Genomic DNA, 26,278 nt, shown 5'->3' with positions numbered 1-26,278 from the left:
AGAAAGTATGTCCTGGGAATATGATGTAAAAGAGCACAAATTTTATCTTGATGGTGTTTATCAGTTCGATGCAGATTATGCAGGAGCAAGTGGTTACAAAAACGATCCATCTCAAGAATGTGTAAAAAACAGTGGGCCTCTACCTCGAGGGAAATACACAATTGGTTCCCCTCATAATTCAGCCCACACCGGGAAATATACTCTCAGCCTCACGCCCTACTCGACAAATGAGATGTGTGGTAGAGACTCATTTAAAATACATGGTCAAAGCAGTTTGCACCCTGACGACTCTTCAGAGGGCTGCATCATTGCTCCTCTGAGTGCCAGAAGGAGTATCTGGAAAAGCAACGATACGGTATTGATAGTCAAATGAAGCGTTTATTTTGTTTATTGCCATTACTCGTTGCAGTCAGTTCGCACGTCTCAGCAACGGAAATGACCGGCTTCGCGACCGAGTATTACGATGAAGACGGATCATTGACGGAAATTTCTACAACAGTGCCCCTTTCACCGACCATCGCTATAGGCAAGCAAGCCGTACGAATGGAGGTTACTCACCTGTCAGATATCACCAGCACACCAGTTAACAAAGACAGCTCAGCACGCTGGGTCTGCCTTCATGACGACGATGGCACGAATTACTGGTTCATTTCTGATAACGAAATGGGTGCAGGATTGTTAACTGCGCTAGTTATTGCCAAAGATGGCATCCATAAAGAGTGTGCTAAAACAACGGAACCTGTCAGCGTCTCAGTCGCGAATGTTCCATTGTTGAATGCTACTCACAGGAATCTAATTGAAATGTTCGGCAAGAAAGGGATCGCCAAAAAGAAAGCGATACTTTTTTATCAGGAGACGCCAGTACAGAATGGATTCATCCAGAGTAATACGGTCTCGTATTACTTCGATGGCGAAAAAGTGCGTAGTGTAATCATCGGGCAAATTACCAGTAACTAGCTTGCAGACGCCCTCTCCAGAGGGAGAGGGCGTTGAGCCTGTCCACTCAACCGCATATGCAACAGCGGAAACGGATTCCCCTGCCCATCCAGTTCCGAGCGCCCGACCTGCTCAAACCCCATATGACGATAAAACGCCACCCCCTGCGGATTCTGCTCGTTCACGTCCACTTCATTTACGCCGAATTCTGCAATGGCATATTGCAGTAGCATTTTCCCGATACCCTTCCCCCGGCTCGCATCATCAACAAACAGCATTTCAATGCGATTTTTATCCACGCCCAAAAAGCCGTGAATAATACCCACGTCATCCCGGGCAATCACAACCCTGAGATTAGGCAAATATGCGTTGAGCAATAACGGACGCAGCGCCGCGATATCGCTTTCCTGCAAAAAGCGGTGCGTGGCGCGAACGGACGACTCCCAGACTGCGACGAGGCGTTCAAATTGTGAGGGGTGTGCGGCTTCTATTTTCATGATGATAATCCGGTTGAGTAAAGTTTCAGGGCAGCAATGTAATGATATTCAGCTCTGCGAAGTGCGCCACACGCCAGGCGTACAACCATACTCCGTCTGAAAATGACGAATAAAGTGCGCGCAGTCGCTGAACCCCATCCGCTGCGCAATATCCGTCACGCTTTGCTGTGAGTTCTTCAGCAGCCAGCAAGCATAGCGCAGTCTGGCGCTGCGGATAAATTCGCGGGCCGTTTTGCCGAATTCTGCGTGGAACAGTCGGTTGAGCTGGCGTTCACTCAATGCCACTTCTCGCGCAAGCCCGGCGGTGGTGAGCGGCCGGGTCAGGAACTGTTCTATCAGCATGACGGCGCGGCGCAACCGCGAGTCAGGGATAAGCGCAAAATTCGCCGGACGCGGGGTGGCAATTTCATGCGGAACGAGCGACAAACGCTGACAGGTGGTGCTGGCGATATCATCCCCGGCATGGGCGCGGATAAGCTCAGTTGCCAGCGTCAGGGTGGAAATACCGCCCGGGCAGGTCAGCACATCGCCATCGTCGATGAAATCATACCCTTGCTCAGCATAAACCAGCGGGAAAGCCTGCCGAAATGCATCAAGGTGGAAAGGATGGATGGACGCTCGTCGTTCATTCAGCAATCCTTCCTGTGCGAGGACAAAACTGCCGGTGCCAATGCCAATGAGCGGAACCCCGGCATGGTGGGCATGTGCCAGATACGCTTTATCCCCCTGATACCCTAAGTCCAGATACTGCAATTCACCGCCGATAACAGCAAGGTAGTTAAAACTGTCCGGCGGCGCATGGGGAGAATCCGGTCTCATGATAATCCCCGCATTGCTGATAATCGGGATATCAGGAAATTCACTTATCAGGCTGATTTTAAATGCTAATTTATCCTGAGCTTTCGCTGCATAACGCAGCGCCTCCAGCAACCCGGAGACGGCCAGGAGTGAATAACGGGGCCATAATATCAACCCAATATGCAGACACTTTTCCGGTACTGATTTCCCCCCATCGGAGGAGTCAAATACACTTTTCATTTACTTGCCAAATTTAAAATTAATTACATTATCGCAACATGATCTGTCGCACTTTTTATTTCTAAGGTAATCCTGATATTTTAAATCAAGCATAAATGAGACGGGAGGAAAATATAATGTTTTTCTCGTTTATATCATTCTTTTTTTGAACCACGACACACATATGTCGGTAATGTTCCTAAGGTAAAGATATAGTTACCATTATGTTGTTCATTGATCCGCATATAAATACTCTTGCCCGGATAGACAAAGAATTGCGGTTCATATTTTTCCAGCCAGCTGTCTTCGACATTATCGTCCGGGAACGTCATATTTTTTTCTGACGTCAGCAAATAGAGATGATCTTGTCTCTCCACCCGAAAGGAAATTTTCCTGTCAATGGTTTTACCCGGATCGCTCTTTGCCCGGCCATTCATGCTCAGGGTGCCGAATTTCCCGTCGAAGGTGTAATTCAGCCAGACCGTCAGCGTCTCATCCGGATGGTGCTGTACCAGATTAGCCTGGCATGAAAAAGGCTGAACGTAAGTTCGGTGCCACAGGTAATAGCCCGTCAGCACGCCTGCCGTGACGAGGCCCGCCACGATGATATACAGCATCTGCCGAAAACGAGTCATGCTAGCTATCCTTCAGGAAATAATCAGATATACAGCGGTTCGGTTCTTTCATTGGCCGGTCGCAGCGAATAACCGACGCACGAGGAAGCAGAGCGTACCAGCTGATGTAAACCCAGGGATATTGCGCGCATTCAGCCTTGAATTGTTCCACATAGGTCAGCGCGGAAGCGCGTTCAGCGTGGGTCTGAATGTCGTTCGCAAGATAAACGCGACAGGCTCCGACGGATGCCGCAAAACGGTAATCCTCAACAAAACGGTTTTCTGTGGCGTTCATATATCCCGTCACGCCTGCCCCGGCCAGGATGATCAGCAGCCCCATGACGACAGCCAGCCAGCGCGTGGGCTTCCTAGCAACGGGCGTTGCTGTCTCGGAGGGTGCAGAGACCTCCTCGATCGCTGGCGCCTCCACACATTGTCCCTCTGCGGGTTGAGGCGCGACGGGTGAAGACTCCCTGACAGTTATTTGCGTGTCGCTTGCCAGCGTCAGCCCAATCCGGGGAATGGTAACGATAGGGTCAGTTTCAAAACCAATCTTTTTGAGCCCTTTGCGCAGGATGGAGATGTTCTGGTAATAGGTATTAGAGGAGACAAGCATGCCGCGGCTTTGCCAGACAATATCAAGGAACTCTTGCTGAGTGACAATCGACCCCGCTCTGTCGATTAATAACAGCAGGCATCGGCCTGCTGGCGAATTTAACACAACTACACGGTCAGGATTGTTGATATCACGTAACGTGCTGGCCGCAGGATGAAATTCGACGATATTATTTATAATGTAATGCTTATGCATAGGGGCAGTATGAATTCTCCGGTTAACAGATGTTGAACCTGGGTCACCGCATGTATGGGATGACATTCACGTCGGGATTAATGTGACTGATTAACGTCATGCTGTATATCTTCGCCATTGGCGAAAAATCTTAATTTATATTTCATCCCTTAAGCTTCACTGAACCTGCATAAGAACTCAACCCTTGTAGAATGCGGCTTGCAGAGCCGCTTTATCCGCGATCATCCTCATTATGATGTTTTGTGAAGTGAATTTCCGCTCCACAGAAGTATCTGACTACCGGCAGCATCTCATTTATCAGGGCCTCATCTTTTGGCGCGCTCCTCGCCTCTTGACATTGACAAATATCTACATAAAAAAACATTGTACGCCACGGACATGCGTGTCTAAAATATTCAGCACCCTTAAGCCTTAAGTTTTCTCAACCTGACCAATATCAATAACTTACATGGTTTTTGTATGCTTTTAAGCCACCTTTCTATCAGTTTTTATCGATGATAACATTCGTAAATTGTTATTCCCCGTCAGCAACTTCACACCCGCACTGACACCAAAAGACAAACTCCTTACAAAACATTTATCAAAGCTAAATTTTCATTAAAAATAGCGGCTATCATAATTTACAGAAAGCGAAGCGGAATAAGACCAATCAGAGGGAAGCGTCGTAACCGGTCTCGATCTTAGTAATTAATACAATTTTAGATTAATTCAGATTACCTCTTTATTGGCCGACGTATAGTAGGCCTACAGTATGCAATACGTCATTGCTTCGAGAATACTGGCGATAACCTTATAAATAATTCGCCTGATTACTATTATAAATCGAGGAATAACATGACGAACAATAGCCAAATAACACAGCATATAACTGTTGCACTGATGGGCGGCGATCATTATGCAAGAAACGGCATTAAAACGTTATTAAGCAGCATCCGCGACGACCTTCACATCATTATCATCGAAGGAGGTTATCAGGAACTGGATAAGGCGCTGTCGTCGATTCGTATCGATATCTTATTTATATCCGGCGCAGAGAAATACCATACAGGGTATGACTCACTGAAATATTTAAAAAAAATCAAAGTCACGCAGCCTGAAGTGATTATCTGCCTGTACTCAACCTCTGCCCATTCCCTGTTATGGGTCCGGGAAGATATTGATGCCTATATCTCGCTACAGAACACGGTTTATCAGTGGCGGATAAAGCTAGCAAAAATGGTCGATAGCCATTATCGGCCCCAAAAGCAGCCAGCGGCGTTATCGCTGACGCCTGGAGAAAGGAGGGTATTAAAGGAACTCAGGAACGGACTGGATATACGTTACATCGCAGAACTGGAGAAACTTTCTTATCGCCGCGTGAGCGCCTTAAAAAGCTCAGCGATAAGGAAACTCGGGCTCAGGAATAAGACAGATTTGCTGGTCTTTTTAACCAGTTAGACCTGCCGCTTTCAGAGCAAATCTCGTAATAAAAAAATCAAGGAACTATGAAATGAAAGCACGCCTTACTTGCCATTCTCTGCTGGCATTAAGCATTGCCGCCCTGCTGCCAGCGGGCTCAGCACTGGCCGCCACCACCAGCGGCGGCACGGTTAACTTCAGCGGTAAAGTGGTGACCTCCGCCTGTGCCATCAGCGCCGGTAGCGCCAATATCGACGTCGACATGGGTGAAGTGCGTACCGCCACGCTGGCTGCCGCAGGCAGTGAAGCCAGTACCGCAAAAGCCTTCTCCATCACCCTGGAAGATTGCGAAATCGCCGATACCTCCGCGTCCACGGAAGATAACCCTATTGCCGCAACGACCGTGGCTATCACCTTCACCGGTACACCGGACAGTACCGATGTGAATAGCCTGGCCGCGGGAGTAAACGGCGGCGCGGGCTCGGCGCAGCATGTCGCTATCCGTCTTTATGACGAACAGGGCAACGTCGTCAGGCTGGGTGAGCCGGCAGCAGCGATCCCCCTGCGTGCGGGGGCGAACATCCTGAACTTCAGCGCGAAATATTACTCCCCACTGGGCAACGCCACGGCGGGTGATGCCAGCGCGGTCGCCACCTACACCGTGACCTATTCGTAATCTTCAGGCCCGGTCTGCTGGCCGGGTCTGACTCAGCTTTCAGGAGACGCACTATGCGCGTAAACACATGGATTTGTCTGGCTGGCACGTTATGTTCATCCGCCATGTACGCAGGCGGCGTGGGGTTAGGCGCAACGCGGCTGATCTACACCGGCGCGGCTACGCAGACGATGATGCAGGTAAGAAATACCCACCCTGATGCCACGTTTCTGATCCAGTCATGGATGGAAAACGAGAAGGGGAGCCGTACCAACGACTTCGTCATCACGCCGCCGCTGTACGTCATGAAGCCCGCCAGCGAAAGCGCGGTGAAAATCATGTTCAGCGGCGACGCCCTGCCAGCCGATCGCGAGACGCTGTACTGGATGACGGTCAAAGCTATCCCACAGCAGGTTAAAAACGGTTCCGGCAATTCGCTGCAATTCGCCTCTGCCAACCGCATCAAGGTCTTTTATCGCCCGGAGCGGCTCAGGGAAGGTGCAGGGGAGGCATGGAAAAACCTTGCCGGCGCCTACCGCGCGGGCAAGGTCACGCTGACCAACCCAACGCCGTATTACCTCACCACCATTAACGTGAAAATTGATGGCAGGCCGGTGTCGCCCGTCATGGTGCCGCCGAAATCCAGCGTGACGCTGGCAGACACCTTCAGCCATGCGAGCAGCTTAAGCTACCAGACGATTAACGATTATGGCGCCTGGACGCCCATTACCCGCACGTCATTGTCCCAATAATAAAAACAGTAAGGCGTGACCACATGAAAATTAAAATCCTGTGCGCCACGGCGATCGCCCTGGTGATTCGGCAAGCCGTGGCTGCCGAAAGCGAGCTGCAATTTAATCCTGCGTTTCTCAACGGCGAGCGCGCCAACAGCGCCGATCTCGCCTGGGTCAACGCCGGGAGCGCGTTGCCGCCGGGCGAGTACAATCTTAACGTGTATATCAACACCCAGTTCGCGTTCACAGGTAACGTCACGTTTCGCGTCGCTGAAAACACCGCCGGTGAAGCCCTGCCGTGCCTTACGCCTGCGCAATTCGCCGCACTTGGCATCGACAGCCGTCAGGCTAAAGGGGGTGAGCTGCCGCCTGCGCAGCGCTGCATTTTTTTAACCCAGTCATTCGCCGATACCCGGTTTGATTTTGACCAGAGGACGCTTACCCTCAACTTCACCGTACCGCAAAGCGCGATGCGCGCTCTGCCGCGCGGGTACGTCAGCCCGGAGAGCTGGGAGTCCGGCATCCCTGCCGCTTGGCTGAACTATGTGGTCAATGGCGCGAATAATGACTACCGGGGCGAGACGCGCACGCGGGAACAACAGCTGTTTGTGAGCCTCAACAGCGGCGCCAACCTGGGCGCATGGCGGCTGCGTGATTTCACCACGTGGACCAAAGAGAGTAACGAGCTCACCCACGTCCAGACCTGGCTACAGCGGGATATCCGCGCCCTGCGTGCCCAGGTTTATGCCGGTGAAACGTTCACCTCATCGCAGGTGTTTGACGCCGTTGGCCTGCGTGGGGTTGCCCTGAAGACCGATGACAATATGTTGCCCGCCAGCCTGAGCGGTTACGCGCCCGAAGTGCGCGGCATCGCGCGCAGCAATGCCACGGTGACGGTTCGCCAGAACGGTAACGTCATCTATCAAACCTCCGTTCCGCCGGGGGCGTTTGTGCTGAAAGATCTCTATCCGACCTCTTCCGGCGGCGATCTCGCGGTCACCATTCAGGAGAGCGACGGTAGCCAGACGCAATACACCCTGCCCTTTGCCAGCGTGCCGAATCTGGTGCGTAACGGTCAGGTCAAATATGCTCTGGGTGCGGGGAAATACCGCCCTGCGGGCAATCAGATCTCGCCCTCCTTCGCGCAGGGCGAGCTGTTCCTGGGCTGGCGATACGGCCTCACGTTTTATGGCGGGGCGCAGTTTTCCGATCGCTACAACGGCCTGGCCTTCGGTATCGGGCAGAATCTCGGCCGCTTTGGCGCCTACTCCCTCGATTTCACCCATGCCCGCAGCCAGCTGGCTGATAACCAGCACTACACCGGTGATTCGGTGCGCCTGCGGTACAGCAAACTGCTGAACGATATCGGTACGCGAGTCAATTTCTTCTCGCTGCGTTACTCAACGGCAGGGTTTTATACCCTCAGCGATACCACTTACAAAGGCATGGCGGGCGGAGCGCCAAAACAGACCGTGGAAGACGATGGCACCGTCACCACTCACTACGACACGGTTTACAACCTGCATATGTCGCGTAAGGCAAAAAATCAGCTGCTGTTGTCGCAGCCGATGGGCGAATACGGCGCGCTGTCGCTGTCCTGGGATCAACAAACCTACTGGAATACGTCAAAAACCACGCAAAGTTTGCAGTTCGCGTGGAACGCGACGTTTCGTAACCTGTCGCTTGGCATCAGCGCCCAGCGTAGCTCTGGCCTGTACGACAACAAGAAAGACAATATCCTCGCGTTGTCCCTGTCGGTGCCGCTGGGTAACCCGGCGCTGTCGACCCGTCTCCGTTTTACCGCTACCCATGCGGATCCCGCTGGCACCACCGCCAGTACCGGTGTCAGTGGTTATCTGCCGGGGCAGGAGAATCTTTTCTATAGCGTCAACCAGCGCTACAGCGCGCAGCAGCACTACGGCGGCGATGCCGCGCTGCAATACGAGGGCGCGTGGGGAGACTATAACCTGGGCTACAGCTACGCCGGTGACTCCCGCAACCTCAGTTACGGGATGAGCGGCGGTGCGGTGCTGCATGAGGATGGTCTGACGCTGAGCCAGCCGCTCGGGAACACCAATATTCTGGTGAAAGCCCCGGGCGCCAGCCATGTCGCCGTGCTCAACCACAAGGGCATCAAAACCGACAGCCGGGGCTATGCGGTGATCCCGTACGCCACGCCGTATCGCGTTAATCAGGTTGCGCTGGATGTCACCACCGTGGGCAATGACGTGGAACTTGAGAACGCCATCGCCAATAAAATCCCCACCGACGGGGCACTGGTTCGCGCCACCCTCACCACGCGTCAGGGGGCAAAAGCGATGTTTATCGTACGTCACGCTAAAGACGTGCTCCCCTTCGGCACGCTGGTCTCGTCAGAGGATGACAAAGCCAGCGGTATCGTCGGCGACGGCGGCAGCGTGTATCTGACCGGCCTGTCAGCGGAGGGAACCTTGCATGCCGTATGGGGGCGCAACAGCGCCCAGCGCTGCACGATCCGCTATGCGTTGAACCCGCAGAATTATCACGCCCGCACCGGGCTTTATTCCCAGGAGGTCATATGTCAGTAACCATCCGGTTCCTCCCCCTGATCCTGCTGATGTTCATCACCGTTCCCGCGCGCGGCTATGACGTGCTGGTTTCCGTGACCGGCAACGTGATCGGCAATACCTGCATTGTCTCGGAAGATTCGAAGGAGCAAAACGTGCCGCTGGGCACCCTCGGCGTGAAGCAATTTAGCGAGGCGGGCGCGGTCAGCAATATCAAAACGCCCTTCACGCTCACCCTTGAAGCGTGCGGCCCCACCTTTGCTGGCGTGAAAATCCGCTTCAGCGGTACGCCGGATGACGAGAACCCGCAGCTTCTGAAAGTCGCTGACGGCGGCGCGACCGGCGTGGCGGTGCAGATTCTGGATAAAGACAGCGTACTTATCCCGCTGGACACCCAAACCGCTGCTTACGGCGCGGCGGGGGATGACAGCGTAAAAATGACCTTCTATGCGCGACTGGCCGCCACGGGTGCGCCGGTCAATGCCGGAGACGTTTCGGCAGTGGCGACCTGGACGACGGAGTATCAATAATGCGTTTACTGTTTTTAGCCCTGTTTTTCATGTCCTCTCAGGCACTTGCCCTCTCCTGGACATCGGATATCGCCCTTTCGCCAACGCCCATGTCGTGGTCCGGCCCGGCAGACTCCATCGTGCCTGGAAAGACGATCGGCTCTGAATGGAGCGCCTCTGCGAGCGTCTCGGAAGTGTTCTGGTGCGGCCTGGTATTTACCTGCTCCAAAGGGACGCTGGAGCCGAGCAGCAGTATAACCGCCACCGGCATCACGGTTATTCTTGATGGCGCAAATTACATGGTATTTGAAACGGGCGTGCCCGGCATCGGCTTCATTCTTGGGCTTAAAGATTATAACGGCACCACCTATGTCCCGATGCAGACGGGCATTACGCAGAGCTATCCGGCCGATGGGACTAACGGTTACGCCACCGCACTGGGCTGGTCGGCAAAAGTGACGTTTATCAAGACCGGCGTTCCGCTGAAATCCGGCGTATACCAGACCCCGACCATTAACGCGGCGACCCTGACGGCCTATAACAACGAAGTGAAAACCGCGCAGGTGATCATCAACCCCACCACCATCACGGTGACGGCAAGCGGCTGCACGGTAGGCACGAAAAGCGCCAACGTCGACCTGGGCACCATTGATATTCACACGCTGCCCAGCGTAGGCAGCACCTCGCCGTCGGGGGAGTTTAACGTCAGCCTGACCTGCGATGAGAACGTGGCGGTTAACGCAGTGATGACCGATCAGACCACACCGTCAAATACCTCGTCGGTCGTGACGCTGACCGGGGACTCCACGGCCTCCGGCATTGGCGTACAGTTTTTCTATAACGGTACCGGGCCGCTGATGATGGGGCCGGACAGCTCGTCCGCAGGTACGACGGGACAGTTTTTCATCCAGACCACCAGCTCGGCACAAACGCTGTCCCTGCCGTTCCAGGCGCAGTACATCCGAACCGGTGAACTGGTCCCCGGCTCGGCCAACGCCCTGGCAAGCATCACCTTTTCGTATCAGTAGGTTAGTGCTTCACCCACACCAGCTGATCGACCCGGAAGCCCAGCTCGCGTGCGGTGTTCAGGTAGTCCTGTTTTACCGCATCCGGAATGGTCGGGGTGCGCGATAAAATCCACAGATAGTCGCGGTTCGGGCCGCTGACCAGCGCGTACTGGTACTTATCATCCAGCTTGATCACGTTATAGCCGCCGTAGAACGGGCCGAAGAACGATACCTTCAGCGCAGCCGTGGTCGGTTCGCCGGTAAAGTACGCCTTTCCTTCGCTCTCATTCCATTTTTTCTTCACCGGATCGTAGCCGCGGTTCAGTACGCTGATACCGCCATCGCTGCGCTTACCGTACGTCGCGGTGACCTGTTCCAGACCGCGCTCGAAGCGATTTTCCAGTCGGGCGACTTCATACCATTTGCCGAGATAGCGGCTGGCATCAAAGCCGGTAATGGGCTGCACGCCTTTCGGCGGCGTGGGAGATTTACAGGCAACCAGCGTCAGCGCAATGGCGACACCGGTAACGACAGGCCATAGCCTCATGAGAACTCCTTTCATTTACGCGGTTGGACGTTAAGTGTAGCGCACCCGTGCGGCGCTTCATCCCGTCGGGGAATATTCGTAGTATATTGAGACAACTCCTTCTCTTCGGATGCAGACATGGCTTACTCCATCGGCGAATTCGCCAGACTCAGCGGCATCACAGCCACCACGCTGCGGGCGTGGCAGCGACGCTATGGCTTGCTCAAACCCGAGCGTACGGACGGCGGTCACCGCCTGTACAGCGATGAGGACGTTCAGCAGGCGCTGAAAATCCTCGACTGGGTAAAAAAAGGCGTACCCATCGGTCAGGTAAAATCACTGCTGGAACGCCCTGCGCCGCGCCGCGCCAATAACTGGCAAACCCTGCAACAGGCCATGCTGCAAAAGTTGCAGGAGGGGAAAATTGAGTCCCTGCGTCAGATAATTTACGACGCCGGACGCGAATACCCAAGGCCAGAGCTGGTCACTAACGTGCTGCGTCCGTTGCGCAGCCAGATATCGGCCAACGTCGCCGCCGCCATGACGCTGCGTGAGATCCTCAACGGCATCCTCATCGCCTATACCTCGTTTTGCCTTGAGGGCGATAAAAAAGCGCCGGGCGATAACATCCTCATCAGCGGCTGGCATCTGAACGACCCCTGTGAGATCTGGCTTGAAGCTCTGACGCGCACCGGCCAGGGCCACCGCATCGACATACTGCCGGTTCCCCCTGCCGCGCTGGCCCCGGAAATTTTCCCGGACCGCAAATGGCTGCTGGTCACCAGCGGTAAACTTACCGCCGTGCGGAAAAAGCAGGTTGCGCAGTGGCAGCAGCAGGTTTCCCTTGAGGTGATTATCCTCTGATTATTTTCTGCTGAGGCAATCTTCACGAAAAGTTGAATATTTTTTCGCACAGCGAGTGCTAACGTTTTCCTGTCACCGACAACTCAACAGGAAAACACGATGAAAAAGACACTCCCTCTGATGATGCTGGCTACAATGGCTTTCGCGCCTGCCGCGTTCAGCGCCCCGGCAGGCACCCTGAGCGTTCACGTTCTGGACCAGCAAACCGGTATGCCGCCAGCGGATGTGGCCGTCACGCTGGAGAAGCAGGAGCAGGACAAGTGGACCCCGATTGCCAGCGGTAAAACCGACCACGACGGGCGCATCAAATCGCTCTATCCGCAGGATCAGGATATGGCGCCTGGCGTGTATAAAGTGACCTTCAAAACCGCCGATTACTTCCACGGTAAAAAGCTGGACTCCTTCTTCCCGGAAGTGCCGGTGCTGTTCACCGTCACCCGCACCAATGAAAAACTGCACATCCCGCTTCTGCTCAGCCAGTACGGTTACTCAACCTACAAGGGCAGCTGATTGCTCTTGATTTTAAAGACGATTTAAAAATAATCCCGCCAATACTTGGACAAATACGCATTGTTGTGTAACTTTTAGGTATGAGATCGGGAGGTGCACACCATGACAACAAAACCTGTGCTGGGTATTAGCGGATGTTTGACCGGTTCCGCCGTTCGCTTTGACGGCGGGCATAAGCGTATGGGCTTTGTGATGGATGAGCTGGCGCAGTGGGTCGCTTTCCGTCCGGTATGCCCTGAAATGGCTATCGGCCTGCCCACGCCTCGTCCGGCGCTGCGTCTGGTGATGACCACCGGCGGCGAGACAGAAATGCGGTTCAGCAAAGCGCCGCACGATGACGTCACGCAGAAGATGGCCGCATTTACGGCAGATTATCTGCCGAAAATCGGCGATCTGGCGGGTTTTATCGTCTGTGCAAAATCCCCCAGCTGCGGCATGGAGCGCGTGCGGCTGTACGACGAAAACGGCAACCGGGGCCGCAAGGAGGGTGTCGGGCTGTTCACCGCCGCCCTCCTTGAAACTTATCCCTGGCTGCCCGTCGAAGAAGACGGTCGCCTGCACGATCCGGTACTGCGGGAAAACTTTGTTGAGCGCGTTTTCGCCCTCCACGAACTGAACGTAATGCGTAAAAATGGCCTGACGCGCCGCGCCCTGCTGGACTTTCACAGCCGCTATAAGCTTCAGCTTCTGGCGCACCATCAGGCAGGCTACCGTGAAATTGGCCCGTTCGTGGCATCACTGCACGAGTGGGACGATCTGGACGCGTTTTTCGTGGCCTATCGCGACAAGCTGATGACCATCCTGAAAAAACCCGCTTCGCGGAAGAATCACACTAACGTGCTGATGCACATTCAGGGCTATTTCCGTAACCAGCTGAACAGCCGCCAGCGTGGAGAACTGCGGGATGTGATCCTGCATTACCGGGACGGGCTGCTGCCGATCCTCGCGCCGCTGACGCTTCTGAAGCATTATCTGGCTGAATACCCTGACCGGTATCTGATGACGCAAAACTACTTTGATCCCTATCCTGATGATTTGGGTCTGCGTCTGGCCGTTACCTGATAAGAAAGAAGCGAAGGCCCTGTTGACCCACAGAGGCCCAAAGCAGTACCCCGTTTAGACGACACCCTCACTGTCGTCTTTTTTTTGCGCTCAGCGTAAAATACTGTAATTCTGTACAGGTTAAGCGTGCACAGCGGAGTACCCCGATGATCAAAAATTTGCATATTCAGAACTACCGCTCAATTCGCGATATGTCGCTTGAGCTGGAACAGCTCAATATCGTGTTCGGCCCCAACGGCACCGGAAAATCCAATATTTATAAAGCGATTTATCTGATGCACAGCGCGGCGCAGGGGCAATTCTCCCAGGCGCTGGCGAACGAGGGGGGAATTTTGAAAGTGTTCTGGGCGGGAAAAACCCGCAGCGACCAGCTGCGACGCATGAACCTGGCGGTGGAAACGGAAACCTATGAATATGAGCTTCAGGTCGGGTTCGTGGAAAAGCTGCCCTACCCCTCACAGTTTCAGCTCGATCCGGTGATCAAAGAGGAATCTATCTGGCTCGGCGGACAGCACCGTCGCCCGTCGTCACAGCTGATGAAGCGTAAGAACCAGGCCGTATTCCTGAACAACGTGCATCACGAAAAAGTGACCCACAGCGGTACGCTGTATGAGAACGAGTCGGTGTTCGGTCAGCTCGGTGAACCGCACCTCTACCCTGAAGTGTCGCAGATGCGCGAGTCCCTGCGTAACTGGCGATTTTATCACGAGTTTTCCGTCTCATCCGGCTCGGCGATCCGTGCGCCGCAGGTGGGCTTTCGTTCCCCGGTGCTGGCCAGCGACGGCGCGAACCTGGCCGCCGCGTTTCAGACCATTGTCGAAATTGGCGACGAGCTGCTGCTGATGCGCATTCTCGACCAGGCCTTCCCCGGCTGCGTGTTTTACAGCGACAACACCGGCGGGCGCTTCCGCATGATGATGCAGCGCGAGGGGCTGAGCAGACCGCTGGAACCGGCAGAGTTCTCCGACGGCACGCTGCGTTTTTTGTGCCTGGCGGTGGCGCTGTTAAGCCCGCGCCCTCCCGCATTCATCGCCCTCAACGAACCGGAAAACAGCCTGCATCCGCAGATGCTGCCCGCCCTGGCAAGCCTCATTGCCGAGGCCAGCCGCTATTCGCAGATCTGGCTCACCAGCCATTCGCCGGAGCTGGCGCATTTGATTGAGAAGCACCGATCGTTTTCGCTGTATCAGCTGTCGATGGCGGAGGGGGAGACGAGGATGGAGAGGCTGGGGTAATTGCCAGGTGGCGCTACGCTTACCTGGCCTACTGGCGAGTACGAAACGTCTTGCGCCACTCCGCCGGGCTGACGCCAAAGCGCGCCTTAAACTGCTGCCGATACGTCACCGCTGATAAAAACCCCACCTGCCCGGCGACGTTTTCGATTGGCAGGTTGCCGGACTCCAGCAGGATCTGGCTGCGCCGCAGGCGCTCGGCGGTAAGCCAGTCGGCAACGCTCATGCCCGTCGCCTTGATAAAATGGCGGGTCAGCGTGCGCCGGCTCATCGACACCACTTCCGCAAGAGAGTCCAGGTTATGCGGTTCGGAAATATGCTGCTGAAGGTAGTCAATCAGACAGTTAATCCGCCCATCACGGGTATCTTTCGGCACAGGTTGCGCAATAAACTGCGCCTGCCCGCCCTCTCGGTGCGGCGGGACGATCATCCGGCGGGCAATCTGATTGGCGACGACGCTGCCAAAGCGCTGGCGGATGATGTACAAACAGCAGTCGAGCGCGGCGGCGGTACCCGCCGAGGTAATCATATTGCCGTCATCCACGTAGAGGGCGTTGATATCCAGTCGGACGTCCGGAAATAGCGACTGGAACTGGCGTTCAAACTCCCAGTGAGTGGCGGCCCGTTTGCCGCTGAGTATGCCCGCATAGCCCAGCACAAACGATCCCAGACACAGCCCAACAATTTCCGCCCCGTTGTCTCTGGCCTGAACCAGGCTGTCGAGCAGCGTCTGAGGCGGGCGCTCCAGAACGTGCTGCCAGTAGGGTACAACCACAATTTCAGCCGATGCGATCGCGGAAAAATCCTGCGTCGCATGCAGGGCAAAACCGTCTTTCGAGTTCAGGAATCCCGGTTTTTCAGCGCAGATCGTGACGTTAAAGCGCTTTTCCCCGGATACCGTGTCGCCAAACAGGATGCAGGGGACGGAGTAGTGGAACGGGCTAAACCCGTCCACCGCGACAATGGCAACGTTAATAAGCGGCATCTGTCTCTCCTGTCCCCTTTAACAGTCAGAATATAATGGTTTCGCCGTCCTGGGGAATGCTCACCGCGTCACCTGCCTCGTTGGCATCAACATACTCGCGCAGCGCGCGGCGGGTCAGCAGGCAGTGGTTGAGAGCTTCCATATGGGTCGCCACGATTTTCGCCTGCGGCAGCAGGAAATGCACGTTAAGCAGATCTTCTTCCCCCATGATAATCGGCCCAAACCCAATGACATGAGCGTAACCGGCGTTGAGCACGACGATATCCGGCTGGTGCTTTTGCAGATCGGCCGCCACCGCATCGCGCCAGATGGTATCCCCTGCGATATAAAGCGTCTTCTCATCGGGATGACGGAACACCACGCCGCAGGCTTCCCCCAGAAACTCTGCCAGCTCCGGCACGGCGTAGGCGCGGTCAGTACCGTGCTGGCCGCCGTGGGTTTTCACTATCCGGATATCGCCGTACGTTGTTTCCCCGGTCATGATCGTCAGGTTGGTAAATCCCTGGCTGCGCAGCAGCGCGGCATCGCTATCATTTTGCACGTAGATCGGCTTGCCTTTGGCGATCAGCTCAACGGCGTACTGATCCCAGTGATCGGCATGGGTATGGGTGACGATCACCGCGTCAGCATCCAGAAGCGTTTGAACGTCAACGGGAAGCTCGACCATCGGGTTGCGAATATCAGCCCGCGCCGTGCCGGGAAAACCCGGATAAGTGCCTTTTGGCGCCAGCATTGGGTCGATTAAAAAGCGTTTTCCCGCGTAAGTGATCAGCTGGGTGGCATTGCGAATTTGCGTAATGTTCATGGGCTATCCTCCGGTTGGTATGAGAAGGAGAATAGCCCCAGGGTGCCGTTAAGAATGTGGGCTAAAGGGCGATGATCGATGAAATCGGGTCAATCGATAAACCGCTTGCGTACCCTTTCCAGCGGCGCAATCAGCAGATTGATAAGCGGCTTACGATCGATAACGATATCGGCGTTCACCGTCATTCCGCCCATCAGCATGCGCTTTTTCTTGTCCGGGTCGGTAAACCAGGAGGGGACGCGCACTTTAGCCAGGTAGTAGTTCTGCCCCTCCTGGAGCGGGATCAGCGCCGAATGGGCATCAATGTTTACCTCATAGAAATCGGACAGCGTTGCCTCCACGGAACCGTATTTGTCTACGGGCCAGGAGTCGAAGCGCAGCTTGACCTTATCGCCTTTCGCCACGCGCCCCACCCCCGTTGCCGGAACATACAGGTACCCCTCCATCGTCGCCGCGGTATTTTTACGGATCACCACTACCACCTCGCTATTTTGCGTAATGGCCCGGCCAGGCGGGAAGTTAATCGCCACCACGTAACCATCGGAAGGGGCCAGCATCGCCATGGTGGAACTTCCCCGGCTGGACAGGTTGCGGTCAATTTCGCTGATGCGGTTTTTCACATACAGCTGCTCTTCGCTCAGAGAGTCAATTTGCGACTGGGTGCTGTCGGTCAGGCTGGTTTTTCGTGCCTCAAGCTCAAGAATAGTGCTCTCCTCCAGCGTCAGGTTGAGCTGCGCATTGAGCACATCGTTGTGGCTTTTATCGAGATCCACTTTGGAGACATAGCCCTTCCCGGAGACGGATTTCCACGCCTCGTAGGTGTCGGTGCTGTTTTTTAACAACGCGCGCAGCTTCTTCACCTTATCGCGGGAAACGGCGATCTGCTTGTCAGTGAGAGCCAGCTGCTGCGCCAGATTTTTGCGATACGACGCAATCGAGTCCTCAATGGCCTGGATGCGCTGCTCGCTGCGCTTCTTCTCCGCTTCCATCTGCTGGCGGTCAAACTGCACCACCGAGCCCTGCTTGCCGCCATAGTCCTGTGACACGGTGAACAGCGGATCGTTTTCCTTCACGTACTGACCTGGCCGTACGGCAAAATCCACAAGCGTACCGGACTCCCGGGCGCGGACTTCCACATCGCCCTGCGCCGGGATCAGCACCCCACGTGCCAGCGTGGTTTCCGAAAAGTTAAAGACAATCGCAAAGACCAGCAGGCAGAGAAAAAAGGTGATGAACAAGGTCAGCACGGCTTTCAGCCGTGGCGCGTTGATGTGATAGCTTTTTGAGAAATGATGCGGGATCAGCGCCCGCCGCTGTCGGCTTCGGTTTTTTAATTTCACGATATGTCATCCATGATAAATCACTGAAAGATCGTCCCATGCACTCCAGAGCGTGGGGGTTTTGCGCAGCGCGTTCAGCGTGTCGGCGGCGGCCTGACGATAATCCTCTGGCGCATACGCCTGACTCTCCAGCCCAAACTCCACCGCATGCAGCGAACAGATCGGCAGCAGCGTTCGGACGCTGTAGCCATAGCGGGATAAAAACCGCATTGAGACGTCCGTTAACCACGCCTTTTGATCCCCAGCCTGGGTGGAGAACAGCGGCGCATCCGGCAGGCGTTCGTCCACCAGCAGCACCGTCACCAGGCGATGAGGGGCAAAAAACGAGCTGGCGCGTCGGCCTTCGTGCGCGGCCATCAGCTTATGCAGCGCAGGGTGACGGGTAATAAACTGAAAGCGCACATCGGCTGGCGCGGTGGCGAGCAGCGCATCCACGATCAGACCAAAGCCCGCCCAGCGCATTCCCAGAAGCAGGGTGCGAGATGAACTGTAAAACGCCTGCTCCTGCGTCCACTGCGCCACGTACGCGTGCAGATCGAAGCGGACGTTGCGCGCCCAAAGCGCGGGCGGGAAGATCTGCTCCACGAAGTTAAACCCGCTCAGCTCATGGGCGTTCTGATGCAGAAAATCAGCCGGGACATCGGCCTCCGGGCAGCGCATAAACTGGCTGTAGTTTTGCGTGATCCGGTTTGCCAGCAGCGTGCGCCCGGCCTGGCGCGCGCACAGGCGCGCATAGAGACGCGGCAGAAACATCATTGCTCACTCTCCCGCAGGGTGCCGTTTTCCATGGTATAGAGACGCCCCTGGCAGCCCACCACGTCCGGCGAGTGGGTAACAAACACCAGGCCAATTCCCAGGCTACGCAGGTTCGCCAGCACTTTCTGCGCGGTCGTTTTATCCAGGTTCGCCGTCACTTCGTCACAGAGCAGAAGCTTAGGCTGGCTGTACAGGGCGCGCGCCAGAACCAGACGCTGCATCTCCCCGGCAGAGAAAAAGGTGTTCCCCGGCAGCATCTCCGTTTCGTAGCCGTGCGGCAGCCTGGCGACGACGTGGTCCACCTCCGCCAGCCGACACGCGGCAATGACCTGCTCTTTATCCGGTGCGCTGTCAAAGCAGGCGATGTTGTCCAGAATCGAGCCGGTGAAGAGAATATCGTCCGCATGGACGATGCGGATGTGCTGACGCAGCGAGGAAAGATCGCACTCCTCAATGGGGATCTTATTGATCCGCAGCGTGCCAGACGATGCCAGCAGCATGCCGGAGATCAGACGCAGCAGCGTGGTTTTTCCCGACCCGCTCTGGCCCACAATCACCGCTTCTTCGCCCTGCTTCAGGGTCATATTGATATGCTTTAGCGTGGCCTCCCGGCCAGGATAGGCAAATGAGACATCCTCAAATTGCAGACAGACCGGCGAGGTGACAATCCGCTTCCCAAACTGGCTGGTTTCAGAGGGGGCAAACAGAAGGTCGCCCACGCGATCCAGCGGCCCCTTGAGGGCATTTTTGTCCAGCAGCTTCTGCGCCACCTGCACCATGGCATCGGAAAAATAGCGCTTATAGCTGATATAGGCGTAAAGCATCCCGATGCTCATCTGCCCTTCCAGGATCAGCCACGCGCCAAAGCAGACCACCAGCAGCTGCTCGGCATTGATCACCAGCAGCGAAGCCACGTCAAAGCGGGCCAGCAGCCGCTCTTTACGCATCAGCCCGGCGATGTGTTCGCGCTGGGATTTATCCATCACCGCATCCCGGGCCTGCTCCATATTGTTCGCTTTGAGCGTAATGATCCCTTTCTGCGTCTCCACCAGCAGGGATTCATACTGGGCGGTGCGCTCGATGGAGTCATCCACCGCGCGTTGATAGGGGCCGATCAGCGAAAAGCGGATCAGGAAAAACACGCCCATCAGCAGCATCGTCAGCAGCGCAATTTTGACGTTATACAGCAGCATAAACAGCAGGCTGGTGACGGCGATCAGGCTGGAAAAGAGAATTTGCACGTAACCATTGCTGATGAACTCCGCGCAGGCGTGGAGCGATTTTTCAATGGCCAGCACGATGCCCGGCGGGCGCGAGCGGAACCAGCTGGTCTGGGTGCGCAGCATGTAGTGGCGCACGGACTGGCTTAAATCGTCATAGGCAATGTTACGCATCAGGATCTCAAGCAACTGCTTGAGGAATTTACCGATGACTTCAAAGATAAAGACGATAGCGAAGATCGCGGTGAGCAGGATCACCAGATCGCTGTCGCTGCGGGAAATGGCCTCATCCATAATCAGCTGCACGTAGGTGGGGCTTGCCAGCATGGTGATGAGGGTAAAAATACAGAGCACAAACAGCAGCAGCTGGCGCTGGAACAGGCTCGGGGATTTATTGGCTAACCGGCCAAGCGTGAGCTTTTCATCCGGGGATTTCTTTTCGAAGCACGGCGTGGGCTTAAGCTCAAGAACATAGCCGGAAAAGAGTTTTTCCGCCTCTTTCAGACGGTAACGACGCACGCCGCTGGCGGGGTCGTGAACGGTCACGCTGCGGCTGTCGATCTTCACGATGACCACGAAATGGTTGCCGCGCCAGAAGGCGATGAGCGGCAGCTCAGACGTTTCTATTTCAGTGATTTCGCCTTTAAGCACCCGGCCAGACATATTTTTATCGCTGGCAAGGGTCATCAATTCCGCCATTGAGGTTCCCGCATCGGCGGAAACGGAAATCTCCCGGCGCAGCTGGCTGACGGAGACATGGTGGTCGTAGTGCCCCAACACCATCGCCAGGCAGGCCAGTCAACATTCGGTAAATTCATGCTGGCGAATAACAGGGGTCTTACCCTGTTTTTTATACTGAAAGAGCGAAAACATAATGATCCGTGGCTGAAATAAAAAAATGGCCCGGCAATGCGGGCCATGCGTACAACGTGCTTCTCGCTTAGGCGCTGAAGAAACCGCCGATGAAGCCGCCCACCAGGCCGAACACGCCGCCGATGGTGCCGCCCAGCGCGCCTAACATCTGGCTGCCCGCGTTATAGCCCGCGCTTGCGCCCTGAATAGCGGCAGCAAACGGATCCCAACCACCGATGATGGCCTGTGCTTTTTTGAAATCAATAACTTGCATGAGTCTTTTCCTGTTAACGTGAATTAGTTGTAGCTACCAACCAGCGCACCCAGGAAGCCCATTGCGCCACCCAGAATTCCGCCAACCACACCGCCAACCATGCCCATGATGCTTGCGCCGGTGTCGTAACCCAGCTGTGCACCTTTAACCAGACCAGCGAACGGGTTTAACGCGCCACCGATAATGTCTTTCGCTTCTACGAATGAAATCGCTTTCATTTTTATCTCCTGTAGTGATGGATCTTTAGCATGATGCTAAAGGCTAATTTCCTTTTATGAAGGAAAGCGGTTGCTACGGGCAGGTGGTAAGCGGAATGATTTTATTGCCATAAATAATCATCCGCCTTGCAGCCTGCCCGGCATTATCTATTTCCAGCCGTTGCCCCGGCGGAATATATTTTGAATTGTTGTATTGCGTACTGCACCCGACCGAGGAAACATATTTAAAATAGGTATTCCCGGTATTACTCACCACCCCGTTGCTAAACGCATAATCAAAATGTCGTGTCCATGGACGGACAATCAAAATAGCCTCAAGCGAGACCACCACATCCGACTGGATGCGCTGGCCTTTGCGCGTGATAACCTTTGCCTGGAGCGGCGTCTCGGTGAATTTTACGCGATAGTATCGCTCTTTGTTGTCATGCGGGCCGGTATAATAAAATTTAAAACCCGCGCGTTCACCGCTCCCCAGCGTTAATTGCTTAGGCGAATACATGACTTCGCCGTCTTTTATTTCGGTTTCTTTTCCCTTCTCTTTAGGAACGTCTACCTGAATAAGCGAAACGGTATAATTCTGACGCTCGCTGGTATCGTTTTTTATCGGCTGAAAAACAACTTCTCTTTCGGGCAAAAAATCAATATTCAGACTTTCGATAATTAAAGCATTTGCCCCTGTGGAAATGAAGCAATTTATTGCAAAAATAGCCAGGAATTTTCCAGTCATGGTTGATTAATTCCAGGATGCGCTAACATCTATTCTTCCCTGCGCGGTCACTTCGCCAAACCAGCTATTTCCGTCATAGGTGGTTTTCGATACCGGATTATCCATAACGAACTGGAGGATCAGCGGTGTTTTCCAGAGCCACATATCGGTCACGCCGGAACTCATTTTGTCCCACTCTTCCGCATGGGTGGCCGGCGCCGGGATCGACAGTACTTCGCCTTTACAGTTGTGCGCCATCAGCGTCTGGCTTTTCCCCACCAGCACGTTGCCCGGAATGGGAACCGTGAAACCGTTGCCGCTAAAGGCGCAGTAGTCCACCCCATTCAGGCTTTGGGTAGGCCCGGTGACTTTTACCGTGACCGCAATCGCCGCATCTTTTTGCGCCCCGCTGTAGGTGATGGTGTAGGGGATCTCAATGGGCGCTTCGCCGATAATGCCTTTCCCGGAGCCGCCCAGACCGTCAGGATCGAGGGTGTAATCCGGGTTGTCTGGCACAATCTCCAGCCCGGGCTCGATAGGGTTAATCACCAGGCCGCCCCCCGGCTGGAAGCAGAAATCCGCCGCCAGCGAGCTGTTGCCGGGCGTCAGACACAGGCTGACGATATTGCCAATGTTGCTGCCGTCCCCCGCCTGCGCCACGCTCAGAATTAACGCTTTCGGCAAAAAGATTTTAAGGGACGCTTTGCCGCCGTTTTTCTGCGGCGCTGCAAGGAAGGTGTTCGCCAGGACACGCGTATCGCTCAGGATACCGCCGGAGATACTGTACCAGGTGTTTTCATCGAAGGTCAGCTCGGCGGCAAGCCCGGTGCCGCCGCTCATGTGCGATTGCAGCACGCTGTTGACGCGGGAAGAGGTGAGCGCCAGCCCCCCGTTGTAACCGGAGATATCCTCCCCAACAAACGTGTATTCGAGCAGGTCGCACAGGACGCCAGAGACCGTGTTGCGGGTGTATTTGGTGCAGGTGGCCCCCGTTGATCCATCGACAATCGTCACCTCACCGCTGATCGGGTCAATCCCCAGGTTAAGCGCCCTGGCGTTGGTCATGGTCAGCGTGCCCACCTTGTGAAGCGTATTGGTGGTGGTCACTTTGTTGATGGAGCTGATTTGCGGCGTGGAGGTGATGGTCACTTCATCCCCTGGCGCGGCGTTGAGCAGATAGTTAAAGAACGGATCGCCCAGTACCCAGCGCCCGTATGACGTGCCGGGCTCCATCACCGGCGGCTTAACCACCATCGACGTGTCGGTATAGCTGGTCGTCGGGGTGTACCCCGTGTTGCCGCAGGACGAGGAACACGCCGTCCCTTTGAAGAACGGAGAGGCGCTGGAACCGGTCACCGAAAAGTCGATGGTCAGCGCGCTGCCTGCCGGACCGCTGTAGCTGTTGTCCGGGATGTAAGTGGCGATACCGTTATTCGTTTTCGCACTCAGGGTCGGCCACTCGCGCGAACCGTGTAAAAACGCGGTCGACGTGCTGTTCAGACTAAACAGCCCCGCGCTGTTTCCCGTACCGTTATTGTCCGGGTTATTAATGGCGAAATAGGGCAGCTCCTGCGCCTGGGCCGCCGCGCTCATCAGCAGTAAATTAAGAGCGAATATCTTTTTCATCGTCACGTTCCTGCGTTCCTTTTGCTTCCTGCCAGACAAAATCGCCTTTGTCGCAGGAGATGTCCCCGAGCCACAGCGCACCGCGGTTAGACTCGATGTCCAGGCGCACTTCGCAGACGCTGTCGTCCGGCGTGGCGATACTCAGGACAGGGTTGTTCTTATCAACGTCGATCACGAAGCGTCCGTCGTTTTCCGTCCGGGTCAGCCCGACATGGTTTTTGATCTGCATGGCGCCAACCGGGGCCCCGTTTGCATCCACAAGACGACCAAACAGGGTGACGATTTTCTTCACCTGCGGCTTCATCACCACGGTATTGCCCGGATAAACCGTGATATGGCGACGCGCATTCGCGCCAATCTCATAGCTTTCCGTACCGGTTTCACTGTTCATCACTTCCAGGTCATAAGCCTGGTATGCCGGCAGCGACAGCCAGGTTTTATCCCCTTTGATGCGTTCCGCCCGGCCGTTAAGCTTCAGGGTCAGGGCTTCATCAGATTTGAGACCGGTACTGACAATCACCCCTGCGCTTTCGGTACCTTTCCCGGCGGCGATGGCCTCTTTGGACCAGCCCACGCTGCCGTCACTGGTCAGCGTGGAGTTCCAGCCTTTACTCATGCCGCTCTGGACGCTGAGGATGTTGCTGTTCCACGGCGTGTCGAAGTTCACGCTGCCGCCGCCGCTTACGCTGCGATCCTGGCGGCTGTTAAAGGCTTTCGAGACGTTGGCGGTAGCCGATTTCAGGTAATCGCCCTCAAACTGGCGGCTGGCGCTGACGTTCAACGCCGTGCCGGTATCGCGATTGTGGGAAACGCCAACCGACACGGTATTGCCGAGCGGTATGGCGAAATCGAGCATTACGTAACGATCTTTCTCTTCGTAATACCCGTCGTATTTGTTGCGCGACATCCCCACCCGCAGGCGCGCCGTACCGTAGCGACCGGCGTATAACCCCTGGGAGTAGTCCAGCTGATAGCGTTTATAGCGATAGAGGTCGTCTTCCTGACGCATCAGGCTCAGGTTGCCTGCCGAGGGCAGGCCGAATGACGGCAGGCTAAAGGAAGCGCCCCAGGTGTTGCCCTTGCTCTCATAGATATCCAGGAACTTGCCGCTGGAGAGCTGTTCATGGGAGTACCACACCGAGCCGATCTGCCACGGCAGGCTGAGATTCGCCCCATAGTTGGCGCGATACGTTCCGTCGGAGGCGGCCATGGTCTGGGTATTCACCGAGAAATAGTCCGTCAGGTTCAGGGAGGCCCACAGCTCGCTGACGATGTGTTCCCGCATCATGTAGGTAGAGGCGTTCCAGTCGACCATCCCGCTGCGCTTGCTGAACGAGGCTCCCACCAGCGACATGGTGTCTTTATGTTTGGTGTCGTAATCGTAGTAGTAGGTGTTATCCTGCTCGTTTTTGCGTTTCGCGTATTTTTTATAATTGACGACGGATTTATCGCGGCTATACATCCCGCCCCACATCTGCCAGCGCAGCGTTTCCGACACGTTGCTGGAGAACGGTTTATTTACGGTGTACATGCTGCGCGACACGGTGCGGCTTCCGCTCACCACTTCAACTTCGACGCTGTAGATCCCGTAGGGCAGGCTGCTGGTGTCAATTTCATGGTTGCCGACGTCAAAGCGCTGAATGCCGATAAGCTGCCCGTCACGACGAATACGGGCCTCGCCCGCCGTGGGAAAATAGACCACCACCGGCGTCAGAGAGAGCGTGTTATCGCGCTTGCGGGAGTTGGCCTGGTTGCCCATGGAAACGCCGTAGACTTCACCGCCGGAAATCCCGCTGACGCTCGCCAGAGACTGCATCGCCCAGCCGTTCAGCATGCCCGCGGCGTAGCGCATCCCCTGATAGTCGCGCTCCCACATAACCGCGTTCATCTGGGTATCGCTGCTGTTCTCGTTGACGTAGCCAGAGCCGTCGATCAGCACATGATCGACGCCCATTGAGATCCAGTTTCTCGCGTTCAGATAGCCCGACGACCAGCTGTCACCGTAGCCGCTCTCGGTGTGATACGCTCCGAGGTTGTAGGAGAACGTGCCGCTCAGGTCGTCAGACTCCGGCGCATCAATGTCCACCTCACGCGGGCGAATATTCACCCCGTAGTCGCTCTGCGACAGATTCAGCAACAGGCGCATTTTTTTCTGATCCAGTTCGAACGCCGAACCCGCGCTAACCGGAATACGCATCTGGTCATCAAACTGCTTATCGTTAATGCTTTGCAGTAACGCCCGCATCTCTTTTGAAAGACGAATGCCGTTATCAGACTCCTGGACCTGAACATCCCTCAGCCCCAGCTTCAGATCTTTTGCAAAGAGCGTCACGTCACCGATACGAACATATTCGCTCGCCGTGCCTTCGTGGTTCCCTTGTTGTGCTGAGTGTGGACGCGTATTTACCAGATAGACGGGAATTTTGATCCCCTGCTCCAGCAGTGCATAAAGCGAGTCGGGAAAACGGTAATTAGCGATAACCACGGAGCTTGAGGCTGCATGCGCAAGCGCAAGCGCGGGCAGCGTGCCGGATGCGCAAGCCATCATCACCGGCAACACTAATTTATTTTTCACCAT

Annotated in this window: 27 protein-coding genes; 12 read left to right on the top strand and 15 right to left on the bottom strand. The window is 55.4% G+C overall.

Annotated elements, in window-relative coordinates:
- Positions 1-7: 7 nt before the first annotated feature.
- Together ACQG0T_RS00510 and ACQG0T_RS00505 are read left to right on the top strand one after the other, a co-directional pair.
- Positions 8-373 (top strand): tlde1 domain-containing protein, encoded by a 366-nt coding sequence (locus ACQG0T_RS00510; protein ID WP_252051676.1) that lies wholly within the window; start codon positions 8-10, stop codon positions 371-373.
- Positions 370-957 carry a hypothetical protein gene (locus tag ACQG0T_RS00505; RefSeq protein WP_252051675.1) on the top strand — a complete coding sequence of 196 codons (588 nt, stop codon included), beginning with the start codon at positions 370-372 and terminating at the stop codon, positions 955-957. The genes ACQG0T_RS00510 and ACQG0T_RS00505 overlap by 4 nt, the downstream gene beginning before the upstream one ends.
- On the opposite strand, the gene ACQG0T_RS00500 is transcribed toward ACQG0T_RS00505, so the two are convergent.
- The 4 genes from ACQG0T_RS00500 to ACQG0T_RS00485 all read right to left on the bottom strand — a co-directional run bounded on the left by ACQG0T_RS00500 (position 954) and on the right by ACQG0T_RS00485 (position 3,875).
- Positions 954-1,433: a GNAT family N-acetyltransferase gene (locus tag ACQG0T_RS00500; RefSeq protein WP_252051674.1), complete on the bottom strand. Its 480-nt coding sequence runs from the start codon at positions 1,431-1,433 to the stop codon at positions 954-956. The two genes, ACQG0T_RS00505 and ACQG0T_RS00500, sit on opposite strands and share 4 nt — an antisense overlap.
- Positions 1,434-1,481: 48 nt before the next feature.
- Positions 1,482-2,252, bottom strand: coding sequence for a GlxA family transcriptional regulator (locus ACQG0T_RS00495; protein WP_223230145.1), 771 nt, complete (start codon positions 2,250-2,252; stop codon positions 1,482-1,484).
- 353 nt (positions 2,253-2,605) lie between these two features.
- Positions 2,606-3,085, bottom strand: a complete 480-nt coding sequence (locus ACQG0T_RS00490; RefSeq protein ID WP_023295688.1) for a hypothetical protein — start codon at positions 3,083-3,085, stop codon at positions 2,606-2,608.
- A gap of 1 nt (position 3,086) precedes the next feature.
- A complete protein-coding gene (locus ACQG0T_RS00485) occupies positions 3,087-3,875 on the bottom strand; it encodes a winged helix-turn-helix domain-containing protein (protein ID WP_271040507.1) in 789 nt (262 codons plus the stop codon).
- Between the two features lie 834 nt (positions 3,876-4,709).
- Between ACQG0T_RS00485 and ACQG0T_RS00480 the strand changes: the two genes are divergently transcribed.
- The 6 genes from ACQG0T_RS00480 to ACQG0T_RS00455 are packed head-to-tail and all read left to right on the top strand — an operon-like array spanning position 4,710 to position 10,745.
- On the top strand, positions 4,710-5,312 hold the full coding sequence (locus tag ACQG0T_RS00480; RefSeq protein WP_015570068.1) for a helix-turn-helix domain-containing protein: 603 nt from the start codon (positions 4,710-4,712) through the stop codon (positions 5,310-5,312).
- 52 nt (positions 5,313-5,364) lie between these two features.
- Positions 5,365-5,949, top strand: a complete 585-nt coding sequence (locus ACQG0T_RS00475; protein WP_015570069.1) for a fimbrial protein — start codon at positions 5,365-5,367, stop codon at positions 5,947-5,949.
- Positions 5,950-6,002: 53 nt separating this feature from the next.
- Complete coding sequence (locus tag ACQG0T_RS00470; protein ID WP_271040506.1) at positions 6,003-6,680, top strand: fimbria/pilus periplasmic chaperone; 678 nt, start codon at positions 6,003-6,005, stop codon at positions 6,678-6,680.
- Positions 6,681-6,703: 23 nt separating this feature from the next.
- Positions 6,704-9,229: a fimbria/pilus outer membrane usher protein gene (locus ACQG0T_RS00465; protein ID WP_045343886.1), complete on the top strand. Its 2,526-nt coding sequence runs from the start codon at positions 6,704-6,706 to the stop codon at positions 9,227-9,229.
- Positions 9,220-9,738 (top strand): fimbrial protein, encoded by a 519-nt coding sequence (locus ACQG0T_RS00460; protein ID WP_015570071.1) that lies wholly within the window; start codon positions 9,220-9,222, stop codon positions 9,736-9,738. Before ACQG0T_RS00465 ends, ACQG0T_RS00460 begins: the two co-directional genes overlap by 10 nt.
- Positions 9,738-10,745: a fimbrial protein gene (locus tag ACQG0T_RS00455; protein WP_271040505.1), complete on the top strand. Its 1,008-nt coding sequence runs from the start codon at positions 9,738-9,740 to the stop codon at positions 10,743-10,745. Before ACQG0T_RS00460 ends, ACQG0T_RS00455 begins: the two co-directional genes overlap by 1 nt.
- 1 nt (position 10,746) lies before the next feature.
- On the opposite strand, the gene ACQG0T_RS00450 is transcribed toward ACQG0T_RS00455, so the two are convergent.
- The gene (locus ACQG0T_RS00450; RefSeq protein WP_015570073.1) at positions 10,747-11,271 is read right to left on the bottom strand and encodes a lipocalin family protein; all 525 of its coding nucleotides are present in this window, start codon (positions 11,269-11,271) and stop codon (positions 10,747-10,749) included.
- Positions 11,272-11,388: 117 nt separating this feature from the next.
- Between ACQG0T_RS00450 and ACQG0T_RS00445 the strand changes: the two genes are divergently transcribed.
- The 4 genes from ACQG0T_RS00445 to ACQG0T_RS00430 all read left to right on the top strand — a co-directional run bounded on the left by ACQG0T_RS00445 (position 11,389) and on the right by ACQG0T_RS00430 (position 14,921).
- Positions 11,389-12,114 carry a MerR family transcriptional regulator gene (locus ACQG0T_RS00445; RefSeq protein WP_271040504.1) on the top strand — a complete coding sequence of 242 codons (726 nt, stop codon included), beginning with the start codon at positions 11,389-11,391 and terminating at the stop codon, positions 12,112-12,114.
- Between the two features lie 99 nt (positions 12,115-12,213).
- Positions 12,214-12,624: a hydroxyisourate hydrolase gene (uraH, locus tag ACQG0T_RS00440; RefSeq protein ID WP_017383647.1), complete on the top strand. Its 411-nt coding sequence runs from the start codon at positions 12,214-12,216 to the stop codon at positions 12,622-12,624.
- Positions 12,625-12,726: 102 nt separating this feature from the next.
- Positions 12,727-13,686, top strand: coding sequence for a YbgA family protein (locus ACQG0T_RS00435; protein ID WP_047734930.1), 960 nt, complete (start codon positions 12,727-12,729; stop codon positions 13,684-13,686).
- A 146-nt stretch (positions 13,687-13,832) separates the two neighbouring features.
- Positions 13,833-14,921 (top strand): AAA family ATPase, encoded by a 1,089-nt coding sequence (locus ACQG0T_RS00430; protein WP_023295682.1) that lies wholly within the window; start codon positions 13,833-13,835, stop codon positions 14,919-14,921.
- A 28-nt stretch (positions 14,922-14,949) separates the two neighbouring features.
- Here ACQG0T_RS00430 and ACQG0T_RS00425 read toward each other — a convergent pair whose 3' ends face one another.
- From ACQG0T_RS00425 to ACQG0T_RS00380, 10 genes are all read right to left on the bottom strand, one after another.
- Positions 14,950-15,903: a GlxA family transcriptional regulator gene (locus tag ACQG0T_RS00425; RefSeq protein ID WP_017383650.1), complete on the bottom strand. Its 954-nt coding sequence runs from the start codon at positions 15,901-15,903 to the stop codon at positions 14,950-14,952.
- A 25-nt stretch (positions 15,904-15,928) separates the two neighbouring features.
- Positions 15,929-16,708: an MBL fold metallo-hydrolase gene (locus tag ACQG0T_RS00420; RefSeq protein ID WP_252051667.1), complete on the bottom strand. Its 780-nt coding sequence runs from the start codon at positions 16,706-16,708 to the stop codon at positions 15,929-15,931.
- 89 nt (positions 16,709-16,797) lie between these two features.
- Entirely contained in the window at positions 16,798-18,048 is a 1,251-nt protein-coding gene (locus ACQG0T_RS00415) for an HlyD family secretion protein (protein ID WP_017693988.1), read from the bottom strand.
- Between the two features lie 6 nt (positions 18,049-18,054).
- Positions 18,055-18,804 carry a hypothetical protein gene (locus ACQG0T_RS00410; RefSeq protein ID WP_103269870.1) on the bottom strand — a complete coding sequence of 250 codons (750 nt, stop codon included), beginning with the start codon at positions 18,802-18,804 and terminating at the stop codon, positions 18,055-18,057.
- On the bottom strand, positions 18,801-20,813 hold the full coding sequence (locus tag ACQG0T_RS00405; RefSeq protein WP_426723875.1) for a peptidase domain-containing ABC transporter: 2,013 nt from the start codon (positions 20,811-20,813) through the stop codon (positions 18,801-18,803). Before ACQG0T_RS00405 ends, ACQG0T_RS00410 begins: the two co-directional genes overlap by 4 nt.
- Before the next feature lie 151 nt (positions 20,814-20,964).
- Positions 20,965-21,150 (bottom strand): hypothetical protein, encoded by a 186-nt coding sequence (locus tag ACQG0T_RS00400; protein WP_001196016.1) that lies wholly within the window; start codon positions 21,148-21,150, stop codon positions 20,965-20,967.
- 23 nt (positions 21,151-21,173) lie between these two features.
- Positions 21,174-21,368 carry a hypothetical protein gene (locus ACQG0T_RS00395; RefSeq protein WP_013094846.1) on the bottom strand — a complete coding sequence of 65 codons (195 nt, stop codon included), beginning with the start codon at positions 21,366-21,368 and terminating at the stop codon, positions 21,174-21,176.
- Between the two features lie 73 nt (positions 21,369-21,441).
- A complete protein-coding gene (locus ACQG0T_RS00390) occupies positions 21,442-22,095 on the bottom strand; it encodes a hypothetical protein (protein WP_006812468.1) in 654 nt (217 codons plus the stop codon).
- Positions 22,096-22,101: 6 nt separating this feature from the next.
- Positions 22,102-23,700, bottom strand: a complete 1,599-nt coding sequence (locus tag ACQG0T_RS00385) for a hypothetical protein (RefSeq protein WP_023302845.1) — start codon at positions 23,698-23,700, stop codon at positions 22,102-22,104.
- On the bottom strand, positions 23,678-26,278 hold the full coding sequence (locus tag ACQG0T_RS00380) for a CS1-pili formation C-terminal domain-containing protein (protein WP_032667869.1): 2,601 nt from the start codon (positions 26,276-26,278) through the stop codon (positions 23,678-23,680). Before ACQG0T_RS00380 ends, ACQG0T_RS00385 begins: the two co-directional genes overlap by 23 nt.

Source organism: Enterobacter cloacae complex sp. 302F9, from assembly GCF_050030335.1.
Classification (GTDB): domain Bacteria; phylum Pseudomonadota; class Gammaproteobacteria; order Enterobacterales; family Enterobacteriaceae; genus Enterobacter; species Enterobacter hormaechei_C.
Note: the sequence above shows the minus strand (reverse complement) of the source record. Positions and strands in the feature narration are given on the sequence as shown.